The 13,092-nt window shown below is 52.5% G+C and carries 11 protein-coding genes; 10 read left to right on the top strand and 1 reads right to left on the bottom strand.

The window, feature by feature from the left end:
- Nucleotides 1-39: 39 nt before the first annotated feature.
- Both rpmE and QWJ10_RS03045 read left to right on the top strand, forming a co-directional pair.
- A complete protein-coding gene (gene rpmE, locus QWJ10_RS03050; protein WP_010797026.1) occupies nt 40-258 on the top strand; it encodes a 50S ribosomal protein L31 in 219 nt (72 codons plus the stop codon).
- A gap of 515 nt (nt 259-773) precedes the next feature.
- Entirely contained in the window at nt 774-2,042 is a 1,269-nt protein-coding gene (locus tag QWJ10_RS03045) for a malic enzyme-like NAD(P)-binding protein (RefSeq protein ID WP_074823157.1), read from the top strand.
- A 45-nt stretch (nt 2,043-2,087) separates the two neighbouring features.
- Here QWJ10_RS03045 and QWJ10_RS03040 read toward each other — a convergent pair whose 3' ends face one another.
- Complete coding sequence (locus QWJ10_RS03040) at nt 2,088-4,514, bottom strand: penicillin-binding protein 1A (RefSeq protein ID WP_289924225.1); 2,427 nt, start codon at nt 4,512-4,514, stop codon at nt 2,088-2,090.
- 181 nt (nt 4,515-4,695) lie between these two features.
- Here QWJ10_RS03040 and QWJ10_RS03035 point away from each other — a divergent pair, with 181 nt between their 5' ends.
- The 8 genes from QWJ10_RS03035 to QWJ10_RS03000 are packed head-to-tail and all read left to right on the top strand — an operon-like array spanning nt 4,696 to nt 12,913.
- Nucleotides 4,696-5,760, top strand: a complete 1,065-nt coding sequence (locus QWJ10_RS03035; RefSeq protein WP_019363985.1) for a pilus assembly protein PilM — start codon at nt 4,696-4,698, stop codon at nt 5,758-5,760.
- A complete protein-coding gene (locus tag QWJ10_RS03030; protein WP_010797031.1) occupies nt 5,760-6,347 on the top strand; it encodes a PilN domain-containing protein in 588 nt (195 codons plus the stop codon). The genes QWJ10_RS03035 and QWJ10_RS03030 overlap by 1 nt, the downstream gene beginning before the upstream one ends.
- Nucleotides 6,344-6,967: a type 4a pilus biogenesis protein PilO gene (gene pilO / locus QWJ10_RS03025; protein ID WP_019363987.1), complete on the top strand. Its 624-nt coding sequence runs from the start codon at nt 6,344-6,346 to the stop codon at nt 6,965-6,967. Before QWJ10_RS03030 ends, pilO begins: the two co-directional genes overlap by 4 nt.
- Nucleotides 6,964-7,488 (top strand): type 4a pilus biogenesis lipoprotein PilP, encoded by a 525-nt coding sequence (gene pilP / locus QWJ10_RS03020; RefSeq protein WP_010797033.1) that lies wholly within the window; start codon nt 6,964-6,966, stop codon nt 7,486-7,488. Before pilO ends, pilP begins: the two co-directional genes overlap by 4 nt.
- A gap of 12 nt (nt 7,489-7,500) precedes the next feature.
- Nucleotides 7,501-9,621, top strand: a complete 2,121-nt coding sequence (pilQ, locus tag QWJ10_RS03015) for a type IV pilus secretin PilQ (RefSeq protein ID WP_289924539.1) — start codon at nt 7,501-7,503, stop codon at nt 9,619-9,621.
- 5 nt (nt 9,622-9,626) lie between these two features.
- Complete coding sequence (aroK, locus tag QWJ10_RS03010) at nt 9,627-10,145, top strand: shikimate kinase AroK (protein WP_289924538.1); 519 nt, start codon at nt 9,627-9,629, stop codon at nt 10,143-10,145.
- 49 nt (nt 10,146-10,194) lie between these two features.
- Entirely contained in the window at nt 10,195-11,298 is a 1,104-nt protein-coding gene (aroB, locus tag QWJ10_RS03005; protein WP_289924224.1) for a 3-dehydroquinate synthase, read from the top strand.
- A gap of 10 nt (nt 11,299-11,308) precedes the next feature.
- Nucleotides 11,309-12,913, top strand: a complete 1,605-nt coding sequence (locus QWJ10_RS03000) for an AAA family ATPase (protein WP_289924223.1) — start codon at nt 11,309-11,311, stop codon at nt 12,911-12,913.
- Nucleotides 12,914-13,092: the final 179 nt, after the last annotated feature.

Raw genomic sequence — 13,092 nt, 5'->3', positions numbered from 1 at the left:
CGCCGGGTGGCGGCACGGCACGAACTCGAGGATTTCGTAATGAAAGCCGATATTCATCCTACGTATACTAATATCGAAGCAAGCTGCAGCTGTGGCAATGTCATCAAGACGCGCTCCACACTGGCTAAGAACATCAACCTGGACGTGTGCTCTGAATGCCACCCGTTCTATACAGGTAAGCAGAAGGTGCTGGATGCAGGTGGTCGTATCGATCGCTTCAAACAGCGCTTCGGTGTTTTCGGTACTGCTCAGAAGTAATACGTTTGATCGCTCATGTCGTACCTGAGCGATCGACCAAAAGGCGTCCATATGGACGCCTTTTTTATTGCCTTGCAAAAGACGAATTGTATCGTCAAGGTCGGCTGTGACATTGGGGCAGGTGTCAAATCCGCATTGATGACGCATAATCAGTTCACGAGCTTGGCTCACCCATCCCGTAGCCGCTCTGCAACCTCACACAATGAGAACATGTACGCGATAGGGCATTGTCGCAGTCAGGTTTGAAATGCTGGCTGTTACCCTTGCAATGCGCTGCTGGCAGAACAAACCGTTCACGCCTGTTATCGATGTTCCGATCTACCTGAGCCTGTCTTGCAAGGCACGTTTTAGCCTCAAGGCGGTTCGTCTCGTTACATGTGGATGAAGGCTACACAGGATTGGCCTAAAGTCGTATACAACAGCTATTGACTATTAGGGCCATTGCTTGTGGGGCGTAATCTTCTTGCGTATCCTCCATCCACTTTTGACCCAACACGCCATAGCGGATACTTATAATGTCTGACTTGAAAACAGCCGCTCTCGAATACCATGCTCAACCCCGTCCAGGTAAGTTGAGCGTTGAACTGACCAAGCCTACCGCTACCGCTCGTGATCTATCTCTGGCTTACAGCCCGGGTGTAGCAGAGCCTGTTCGCGAAATCGCTCGTGATGCCGAGCTCGCCTACCAGTACACCGGTAAAGGTAACCTGGTTGCTGTGATCTCTGACGGTACAGCCATCCTTGGTCTGGGTAATCTGGGACCATTGGCGTCAAAGCCGGTTATGGAAGGCAAGGGTGTCCTGTTCAAGCGCTTTGCCGGTATCGACGTGTTCGATATCGAAGTCGATGCCGAAAGTCCACAGGCGTTCATTGATACCGTAAAGCGTATTTCCATTACCTTTGGCGGTATAAACCTGGAAGACATCAAAGCGCCTGAGTGCTTCGAGATCGAAAAGGCTCTGATCGACCAGTGCAATATTCCGGTTTTTCATGATGATCAGCACGGTACGGCTATCGTGACCGCGGCCGGCATGCTGAACGCGTTGGAGATTGCTGGCAAGAATCTAGAAGATGCCAAGATCGTTTGTCTGGGGGCAGGTGCGGCAGCCATTTCCTGCATGAAGCTGCTAATTAGCATGGGAGCCAAGGTCGAAAATATTTTCATGCTGGATCGTCAGGGTGTGATCCATTCTGGTCGTACCGATCTCAACCAGTACAAGGCTATCTTTGCGACCGAGACTGACAAGCGTACCTTATCTGACGCGCTGGATGGCGCTGATGTCTTCGTTGGTCTGTCTGGTGCGAACCTACTGAGCGCTGAGGATTTGCAGCGCATGGCGCCGAATCCCATCGTATTCGCCTGCTCTAACCCAGATCCGGAGATCAAGCCGGAATTGGCTCATGAAACCCGTTCAGATGTCATTATGGCCACTGGCCGTTCCGACTATCCGAACCAGGTGAACAACGTGTTGGGTTTCCCCTTCATTTTCCGAGGCGCACTGGATGTGCGGGCTACGGTTATCAATGAAGAAATGAAGATTGCAGCGGCTCATGCGCTACGGGATCTTGCCAAGCTTCCAGTGCCGAAGGAGGTATGTGAGGCCTATGGTGTTGATGAGTTGAGCTTTGGCCGTGGATATATCATTCCAAAGCCCATGGATCCTCGTCTGATCACAGTGGTCTCCGATGCAGTCGCCAAAGCGGCTATTGAGTCGGGCGTAGCGACCCGTGCATACCCGGCACACTATCCGCTCAAGTCGGTTAGTGACGTTTTTAGTCACTAATCAGGACAATAAAAAACCCCGCCTAGGCGGGGTTTTTTATTGTCCTTAGAACAGGTCCATTGGGGCGGACTCATCGGACGGAAGTGGCGTGCCAGGCGAGCTGCCTGGGCCTAGCTCATCCATGGGCGGCGGTGTGTCTTCATTCTTGAACAGCTCGAAGTACGCGTCAGGGGTACCAGGCGGAGCCGCTCGGCCACTGACAGGATCAATGCGCAGGGTGGCAATTCCCGGTGGTTCCGCTGGCAGGTGGTCGGGTTTGCCTTCCAAAGCACTGCCCATGTACTGCATCCAGATGGGAAGTGCCACATTACCGCCAAACTCATGACGACCCAGGGTGTCGGGCTGATCAAAACCTACCCATACCGTAGTAACGTAATCAGCGTTATATCCTGAGAACCACGTGTCTTTTGAGTCGTTTGTCGTTCCGGTTTTACCTGCTAAATCCCCGCGCTTCAGTTCAAGCGCTCGACGACCCGTGCCGCGCTTGATCACATCCTGCAGCATGCTGGTCATGATATAGGCGTTACGCGGATCAATGATTTGCGGTGCAATGGCGGGTGTCTGGCTCATTGTGCCGTTAGCATTGGTTACGCTGGCAGGTGTTACCTGAACATTCTCCGGGGCAGCTGCCGCAGTATTCGCGTTCTGCGGAACACGTGGCGGATTAGCCTGATAAAGCAGTTGTCCGTCGCGACTCTCAACCTTCGAGATAATGTAAGAGTTGACCTTGTAGCCGCCGTTTGCAAAAGCTGTCCAGCCATTGGCAATTTCCATTGGCGTAAGGCCGGGTGTACCCAACGCCAGTGAAAGGTTGCGTGGCAGAAGATCCTTTTCAAAGCCGAAGCGGGTCACATAGTTAATCGCATAATCGATACCAATGGCCTGCAGAAGGCGAATGGAGACCAGGTTGCGCGAGCGATACAGTGCCTCGCGCAGGCGGATAGGGCCCAAGAAGGTGTTCGTATCGTTCTTGGGACGCCACGCCTCGTCCATGCTGCTGTCCATAAACACGATAGGCGCGTCATTAACGAGCGAGGCTGCGGTATAGCCTTTATCCAGGGCAGCACTGTAAATGAACGGTTTGAAGCTCGAGCCCGGCTGGCGGCGGGCCTGAATGGCGCGATTGTAATTACTCTGCTCGAACGAGAATCCGCCAACCAAGGCCTGAATGGCACCGTCTTGTGGATCAAGCGATACCAGCGCGCTTTGGGCCTTGGGGACCTGAACAAACCGTAAGCTGCCATCTTCTTGACGCAAAATACGGATGAGATCACCTACTTTGACGACATCACTGGGCGTATTCGGCTTGGGTCCCATGCTATTGGCGCTGATATAAGGGCGAGCCCATTTCATGGTTTCCCAAGCGATAGCTTCTTCTTTGTCGTTTGCTGTCAGAACCAATATGCCGCTCTTTTCGGTCTGGGTGACGATGGCTGGCTCCAACCCTCCAACAGTACGATGGGATTGCAGCAGGCTTAACCATTCACTGCGCGACTTGTTCGGATAATGCGCTTCAGCTCCACGATAGCCGTGGCGCTGGTCATAGTCGATCAAGCCGTTGCGCACGGCGGCATTGGCAACGTTCTGCAGGTGGCTATCGATAGTCGTCGTAACCTTATAGCCCTCTGTATAGGCATCGCTACCATACCGTCCGACCATTTCCGCTCGAGCCATCTCAGCGACATAGGGCGCTGCGAGCTCCGGTACGGCGACGTGATGGTAGGCGTCGATAGCTTCAGCCACGGCCGTTTCGTAGGCGCGCTGATCGATATAACCCAGCTTTAGCATCCGCTCGAGAATCCAGTTTCGTCTCTCCTTGCTGCGCTCGGGGTTTACGATCGGGTTATAGCGTGACGGTGCTTTTGGCAGGCCGGCAATCATCGCTTTCTGCGCTAGCGTCAGCTCATTGATTGATTTGCCGTAGTACACCTGTGCAGCGGCCTCGATTCCATAGGCGCGGTTGCCTAGATAAATCTTGTTGACATAGAGCTGCAGAATTTCATCCTTTGTAAGCTGGCGCTCAATTTGCAAGGCCAACAGTATCTCGGTGAATTTACGTGAAAAACTGCGTTCGCTGGTCAGGAAATAGTTCTTGGCCACCTGCATAGTGATGGTGCTGCCGCCGGTCTGAATGTGACCTGTTTTGACCAATTGTGCTACGGCACGCATCAGACTTTTAACGTCTACACCGTAGTGGTTGGCAAAATTGTCGTCCTCAGCCGAAAGAAGCGCATGGATGAAATCCGGGGGGATTTCGGAGAAACGTAAAGGCGAGCGCCGCATTTCTCCAAATTCGGCAATCAGCTTTCCATCTGCGCTGTAAATGCGAAGGGGGATCTGCAACTGCACGTTCCGCAGGGCATCTACCGAGGGTAGGCTCGGGCTAAGGTAGAGGAAGGCGCCGCTAAGCCCAAGAAAGACGCTGCAGACGATGCCAAGGCAAGACCACCAGATAAATTTTAACAAACGCATTGGATATGGCTTTTTCAGCTATAAAGAAGTGAATCTGGCAACAATTTTGCGAGCCAAGAAGTAGGCGCATTATAGGCAGTTTTTGGGACAGATCGCTATTTGCGCGTATGTCAAGTCTGCCAGCTAATGCCGATGAATACGAATCGCCCAATGCGTGGCGAATACAGATAGGGAAACTGTTGTGCTAGGGCTATTCAAAAAGAAGACGAATACGCTACTGGGAATCGATATCAGCTCAACGTCTGTCAAGTTGCTTGAGCTGAGTCGTGCTGGTGGACGGTATAGGGTCGAAGCCTATGCCGTTGAGCCGTTGCCGCCAAACGCCGTGGTGGAAAAGAACATTGCCGAGCTTGAAGGCGTAGGGCAAGCGCTGGGTCGGGTTCTGGCTAAGGCTCGAACGAATGCTCGAAATGCAGCAGTGGCGGTAGCGGGTTCGGCTGTTATTGCAAAGACCATCGAAATGGATGCGGGTCTTTCGGATGACGAGCTTGAAAACCAGATCAAGCTTGAGGCGGATCAGTATATTCCTTATCCCCTTGAGGAAGTGGCGATTGACTTCGAGGTTCAAGGGCAGTCGGCGCGTAATCCAGGCCGTGTTGAAGTACTCCTTGCGGCATGTCGTAAGGAAAACGTTGAAGTTCGTGAGGCCGCGTTAGCGTTGGCCGGGCTTTCTGCCAAGGTTATTGATGTAGAAGCTTATGCTCTTGAGCGTGCTTATACGCTAATGGCCGGGCAGCTAGGCGGTAATGTCGATGAATTGACGGTTGCGATTGTTGATATTGGCGCCACGATGACTACCCTTAGCGTTCTGCATAATGGCCGTACCATTTATACGCGCGAGCAGCTCTTTGGCGGACGGCAGCTGACCGAGGAAATCCAACGCCGTTACGGACTGTCCATTGAGGAAGCCGGTCTTGCCAAAAAGCAGGGTGGACTGCCTGATGATTATCAGGTCGAAGTATTGACCCCCTTCCGGGATGCGGTTGTCCAGCAGGTTGCCCGCTCACTGCAATTCTTCTTTGCAGCCGGACAATACAATGATGTGGACTATATCTTGCTTGCGGGAGGAACCGCGTCAATTTCCGGCCTGGATCGGCTGATCCAACAGAAAATTGGCACTCCGACCCTAGTTGCTAATCCGTTTGCTGATATGACGCTAAATAGCAAAGTCAATGCAAGTGCTCTGGCCAGTGACGCTCCGGCGCTCATGATTGCCTGCGGTCTGGCTATGAGGAGCTTCGACTGATGGCCCATATCAACTTGTTACCTTGGCGTGAACAGCTAAGGGAAGAGCGTAAGAAGCGCTTTCTGGTGGTTATTGGCGGGATGTTTGTCCTGTCGGCCGCAATCATCTTTCTAGGTGATAAGTACTTTACCTCTGCAATTGAGAACCAGGACGCCCGTAATGCCTATATACAAGGCGAAATTGCCGTTCTGGACTCTCGTATCAAGGAAATCAGTGAGCTGAAAACACGCAGACAACAGCTCCTTGAACGAATGAAGATCATTCAGGATTTGCAGGGTAACAGGCCTGTCATTGGCCATGTGTTTGATCAATTGGTGCGCACGTTGCCGGATGGCGTGTACTTCACTGGTCTTAAGATGCAGGGCGATACCATTTCCATTGTTGGTGAAGCGGAGTCCAACAACCGCGTTTCCAACCTTATGCGTAACTTCGAAAATTCCGAATGGCTGGCTTCGCCTAATCTGACAGAGGTCAAGGCGCTGACATCAGGGGCAGTTGACCAGAACAATGCCTTCCAAATGACGGTGAAACAGACAAAGCCGGCTGTGCCAACGCCTGCGGTGCCCGCACAAGGAGGTAAGTCATGAGTTTGGCCGATACTCTGGCAAGCCTTCGCAAGATCGATCTGAATGATCTTGATATGGATAACCTGGGTGCATGGCCCCCGGCAGCCAAGGTGATTACCTGCATTCTGATTGTCGCTGTGGTGCTGGCGCTAGGCTATAACTTCTATCTGAAGGACATGCAGACAGAGCTGGAAAACAAGCAGGCTCAAGAAGAAACCCTCAAACAGCAATTTGGGAGCAAGGCATTTCAGGCCGCTAACCTGGATGCGTACAAGGTTCAAATGACTGAAATGGAGGAGTCATTTGGTGCCATGCTGCGTCAGTTGCCCAGCGATACAGAGGTACCTGCACTGCTCGAAGATATTACGCGTACCGGGTTGAAAAGCGGTCTTGAGTTCGAGCAGATTCGTTTGCTGCCTGAAAACGTACAGCAGTTCTACGTTGAGTTGCCCATCCAGATTACGGTGGTGGGGAGCTATCACGATCTGGCGACGTTTGTCAGCAGTGCCTCAAGCCTGCCACGTATCGTGACGTTGCATGATTTCGATATCAGCCGTGTATCGCCTGACAGCGGAGCGCAGCTGCGAATGAACATTCTGGCCAAGACGTATCGCTATAACGACAAGGGATTGCACCAATGAGAGCCCGAATTCTGATGTGTGGGCTTTTGCTTGCTGCGCTGTCAGGGTGCGGTGGTGGGGATGATGTGTCTGATCTTCAAAGTTATATGGATGAAGTTCGGGCAAGGCCGAAGGGGAGCATAGAGCCATTGCCCCAGTTTCAGCCTTATGAGCCATTTGCTTATGGTGCGGCTGATATGCGCAGCCCATTCCAGCCACCTATAAAAATTGATTTAACGGCGAAGCAGAGAGGATCAAAGAACATCAAGCCTGATGAAACCAGGCCGAAACAATTTCTGGAAGGCTTCAATATTGAAACCTTCCAGATGGTGGGCACGCTTTCCAATGCATCAGGTCGTTTTGCCTTGATCAAGGGAGCTGGAGGAGTTCACCGCGTCAAGGTGGGTGATTATCTGGGTAGAAACGATGGGCGTATCGTTTCCATTACCGAAAGTCAGATTGATGTGATTGAGATCGTTCCTGATGGAGAGGGCGGCTGGCTCGAAAGACCCCGTACTCTTTCGCTAATAGAGAGTTCTTAAGGACGGGGCATGATGTTGCACAAAACTATTCTACAAAGGGTCTCAGGGAAGAGTGCCCTCACGCTGGCCATACTCTTGAGCGGAATCTGTCCCTCTTTGCTGCTGGCGGCAGATCTCAAGGCCATGAACGTGGCCTCTTTGCCGGGCGACAGAGTCGAACTCAAACTATCGTTCGATCAGCCAGTAACAGCCCCTAAGGGCTATACTATTGAGCAACCTGCGCGCATCGCTTTGGATCTGCCTGGCGTTAATAACAAGCTAGGCGTTCGCAACAAGGAGTTGGGATCGGGGAATGCCAGAAGCGTTACCGTAGTCGAGGCGGGTGACCGCACGCGCCTTATCGTGAATTTGACTGCATTGGCGCCTTACTCGACCCGCGTTCAGGGTAACGACCTGTTCGTTGTCATTGGCGGCGACCAGGCTGCTCGCACGACTAGTGCTTCTGTCCCGGCACCATCCTTGCCGCGCTCCGGTGCTGCGCAAGCCCCAGCGCCTGCAACCAACCCTGCCAGCCGTGTCTTTTCCAGCGTGCCGAGATTGGCTGGGAAAGCCATCAGGAATATCGACTTCAAGCGAGGTGATGACGGAGAGGGTAACGTTATCATCGATCTTTCCGAAACAGGCATCAGCCCTGACATACAGGAGCAGGGTGGAAAGATTCGCCTTAACTTCGGCAAGACGCAGCTCCCTGATGCTCTACGTGTTCGGCTTGACGTCAAAGACTTTGCTACGCCAGTACAGTTTGTAAACGCCTCAAGTCAGGCTGGTGACACGGTCATTACAATTGAGCCTACAGGCGTATATGACTACTTGGCTTATCAGACGGATAACAAGCTGACCATTAGCGTCAAGCCGCTGACTGCCAAGGAAAAGGAACAACGTGCCGCTGAGCGTTTCACCTATACCGGTGAAAAACTGTCTCTGAATTTCCAGGATATCGATGTTCGCTCGGTCCTTCAGTTAATTGCTGACTTCACCGGTTTGAACCTGGTGGCCAGTGACACTGTACAAGGCAACATCACGCTGCGCCTGCAAAACGTGCCGTGGGATCAGGCGCTTGACCTTGTTCTGAAAACCAAGGGACTCGACAAGCGACAAATAGGCAACGTGCTGTTGATTGCACCAGCGGATGAGATTGCGGCGCGTGAACGCCAAGAATTGGAGTCACAAAAGCAGATTCAGGAGCTGGCGCCGCTACGCAGAGAGCTGATCCAGGTTAACTACGCTAAGGCCGCCGATATGGCTAAGCTCTTCCAGTCGGTCACCAAGGCTGATGCGGGGCAAAGCGAGCGTGGCTCCATTACCGTTGACGATCGGACAAACAGCATCATTGCCTATCAAACCCAGGAACGCCTAGATGAACTAAGACGGATTGTCTCCCAGCTCGACATCCCGGTTCGTCAAGTGATGATCCAAGCGAGGATTGTCGAGGCTAATGTGAATTATAATAAGCAGTTAGGTGTTAATTGGTCGGGATCACGTACAGGGAATGGAAATTTTACGCTTAGCGGTGCTGCTGCCTCTGGTACTAGTACAAGTACTCCTTTTGTCGATTTAGGTGCAAGCAGCCCAACCTCAACATTGGGTATCGGTTTCCTGACGAGCAACACCACATTAGATCTTGAACTTTCTGCTATGGAAGCAAGCGGTAATGGAGAAATTGTTTCGCAGCCCAAGGTAGTGACTTCTGATAAGGAAACAGCAAAAATTCTACGTGGTACAGAAATTCCTTATCAGGAAGCTAGCTCTAGTGGTGCAACAAGTGTTTCTTTTAAAGAGGCAGCTCTGTCATTAGAGGTAACACCTCAAATTACGCCTGATAATAGAATTATCATGGAAGTTAAAGTTAATAAGGATGCGCCTGATTACACCAATGAGGTTAATGGCGTACCTCCAATTACAAAAAACGAGGTAAACGCCAAAGTTTTAATAGCTGATGGAGAAACCATTGTTATTGGTGGCGTATTTTCAAATACGCAAAGCAAGTCGACAAGCAAGGTCCCTTTACTAGGTGACGTTCCTTACGTAGGCCGCCTTTTCCGTCGTGATGAAATTACTGATGAAAAAGTAGAGCTGCTTGTCTTCCTCACTCCGCGTATCATGAACAACCAAGCTATTGCCGTTGGTCGTTGATTGAAGTGCTGAATGTGTTTCTCGTGGGTCCGATGGGTGCTGGTAAAAGCACCATCGGACGCCTGCTCGCTAAAGAGCTCCATCTCCCGTTCAAAGACGCTGACAGAGAAATCGAGCAGCGGACCGGGGCTAATATTCCCTGGATTTTTGATGTTGAGGGGGAGCAGGGCTTTCGTGAGCGGGAACGCCTGGTTCTGGAGGACCTTTGTAAGTCATCAGGGCTGGTGCTTGCTACCGGAGGCGGCTCGGTACTGCGTGAGGGTAACAGGCGCATCCTGAAAGCAAGCGGGCATGTGATCTATTTACATGCCTCCGTCGAGCAGCAGATCGAAAGAACGGCCCGTGACCGGAACCGCCCCCTTTTGCAGACGCCTGATCCTGCACAGGTCTTGCGTAATCTGATGGCCATTCGCGATCCGCTCTATCGTGAGATAGCGAGTACCATCATAGAAACGGACGAGCGGCCCCCTCGACTGGTCGTTCAGCAAATACTTGAGCGTTTAAAAGCACTCATCCCTCGTTAAAGGCGCTGGCGTTCTGCGTTATCCTAGCGGCCTTTCATTGGGGGGATTTATGCGAACACTAAACGTCAATTTGGGCGAGCGTAGTTATCCCATCTTCATAGGTCAGGACGTGCTGTCCCAGCAGCAGTACATTCTGCCCTACATAAAAGGCCGAAAGGTCGCCGTCGTTACCAACGAGACGGTAGCGCCTCTTTATTTGGAAAAGCTCAAAGCCACGCTGCAGGGTAAAGAAGTAACCGCTGTCGTGCTGCCTGATGGAGAGCGCTATAAAACATGGGAAGTTCTACAAAAAATCTTCGATGCCTTGCTTGAAGACAAACATGACCGTGCCACTACTATCATTGCCCTGGGCGGAGGTGTGATCGGTGACATGGCGGGGTTTGCAGCCGCATGTTATCAACGGGGCGTTGATTTCATTCAGGTTCCAACCACTCTGTTGTCACAGGTGGATTCCTCCGTAGGGGGTAAAACTGGAATCAATCATCCGCTTGGCAAGAACATGGTAGGCGCGTTCTATCAGCCCAAGGCTGTAGTGATCGATACCTCCAGCCTTGTTACGCTACCTGAGCGTGAGCTGTCAGCTGGGCTTGCTGAAGTCATCAAGTATGGATTGATCTGCGATGAGCCTTTCCTGGGATGGCTGGAAGAAAACATCGATCAATTACGCTTGCTGGATCAATCCAGGCTGAGCGAGGCTATAGAGCGTTCCTGTGCAGCGAAGGCTGATGTGGTTGGCGCGGATGAGCGGGAGTCCGGCATTCGAGCCACGCTGAACTTGGGGCATACGTTTGGGCATGCAATCGAGGCGCACCAGGGGTATGGCTCATGGCTGCATGGTGAGGCGGTTGCTGCCGGTACGGCGATGGCGCTGGAAATGTCTTGTCGTCTGGGTTGGCTGAGCCGTGATGATCAGATTCGAGCCCTACGGTTATTCAAGCGTGCGGGGCTTCCTGTCGTTCCTCCTGCTAGCATGTCGCCTGACGATTTCATGAAATACATGGCGGTTGATAAAAAGGTTCTGGATGGCCAGTTGCGCCTTGTGCTGCTCAAGCGGTTGGGCGAGGCCGTGGTAACCAGTGATTTCCCTTATGACACCCTCAAGCAGACGCTAAGTGCCGATTATCAGGCTTTGGCGGAACAGCTCGGAGATTGAAAGAAGTCTTATGTCCAGTCTGCATGCCGACGAGGCCTTCCTCGGCCATTACGAATTTACTCACGATCCTTTTGCGCCACGCGTGCCAGGATTCAAGTTTTATCCTGCCCAGCGCAAAACGGTTCTCGGGCAGCTACATCATCTTGCTCGCTATAGCCATCTTCTGCTTGCGGTAACAGGGCCTGCCGGAAGCGGGAAAACCTTGCTGAGACAGGCGCTTGTTGCCAGTACCAAAAAGGATGCGGTCCATAATGTTGTCGTGTCGGCACGTGAGGTGCAGGACAAGAACACACTATTGCGCAAGTTAAGTCAGGGGTTGGGCACGCCTCAAGCGAGCATCGAAGCGGTGCTATCTCAGGTTGGTCAAGTAACATTGACTGGCCAGGAAGTCTATTTTCTGGTCGACGATGCCCATGAGCTGGATGATGACGCACTGGAAGCCCTGTTGGCATTGGCAGAAGGTGATGAGAAGAATCGCCCTCATGTATTCCTGTTTGGGGACGCCGAGCTGACAGGTAAGCTGGAAAGCCTTGCGCAAGGCGAGGAGCGCTACCACGCCATCGAGCTTTTGCCTTATACCGAAGAGGAAACTCAAGGGTATCTGGCGCAGCGCCTGGAAGGTGCTGGCCAAAGTATTGATATTTTTACGCCAGAGCAGATCGAAGCCATTCACCAGACCTCCGGTGGATGGCCGGGGGAGATCAACGAAGCTGCGCGGGACGTGTTGATCAGCGGCATGCTGAGTCAGCGTGGCGGTGGTGGTAGCAAATTCAAGGGTGGTCAACAGCTATTGGCTAACCTGCCTCGCAAGCACCTGATCATTGTGGCAGTCATCGCTGTCGGTGTCTTGGCGGCGTTGCTCATGAAGGGTAATGATTCATCGCCCAAGATGGCCTCGACTGACGGGACCGAACAATCCCAAGGGGATGGCAAGTCGGGAACGGCAATTAAGTTCGATGGTTCTTCCCAGCCTTTGCCGTTGCCTTTAGTAGGTGAGGCCCAGCCCGTCATCCGTGAGCCGCTGGCTCAGGCAGCAGGGCAGGAGGACTCTGAAGGCAATGGCGTGAGCGGCTCTATTCAGTCTGGCGAAGACGATTTTTCCTCAACGCCACCTGAGATGCCTTCTGCCCAGTCGCCTGTCAGTGTAACGGCTCCAACGCGTCCCCTGGCGCCGGCCGCAACGCCTGCTCCAGGCGAGCCTGTACATACAGTACCCAGACAGGTTGCTTCTGTGCCGGTCAAGCCTGAAGTCAAGGTTGAGCCCAAGCCTGCGCCGGCAAAGCCTGCAGCTCAGGAAACACCTAAGACAGCTCAGGGCAATGGCGGTGGCTGGTACAGCACTCAGGGTGGAGCGCACTATGCGCTTCAGGTGTTAGGAACCAGCTCTGAAAGCAGTGCGCAAGCCTTTATTCAGCAGCAAAGCGATAGCGCCAATTATCGTTATTTCAAAAAGCAGTACCAAGGTAAGGCGCTTTATGTTGTGACCTATGGTAGTTTCGCTAACCGTGCGGCAGCTGAGGCAGCTGTGAAACAATTGCCTGCCAAGGTTCAGTCGGCCAAGCCATGGCCTCGCACGTTTGCCAGCATCCAGCAGGATATCGCTTCAACGCGATAATTCTTTAGACAGCGCCCATGTTGCATATATCATTTTGCGACATGGGCGTATTTCATTTTTAGGACTCTAAGATTCAGGATCACGACAAAAACTTTGTCTTGTTCTGATATCCGGTATACAATGTCATCCCTTTGCCTGCCGTAAAAGTAGCGTGCCCAAGCGCCTGGCAGTGACAAGTG

The sequence above is a fragment of the Pseudomonas sp. WAC2 genome, assembly GCF_030403525.1.
In the GTDB taxonomy this organism is placed as follows: domain Bacteria; phylum Pseudomonadota; class Gammaproteobacteria; order Pseudomonadales; family Pseudomonadaceae; genus Chryseomonas; species Chryseomonas luteola.
The sequence above is the reverse complement of the archived record's forward strand: the minus strand, read 5'-3'. Positions and strand labels throughout refer to the sequence as shown.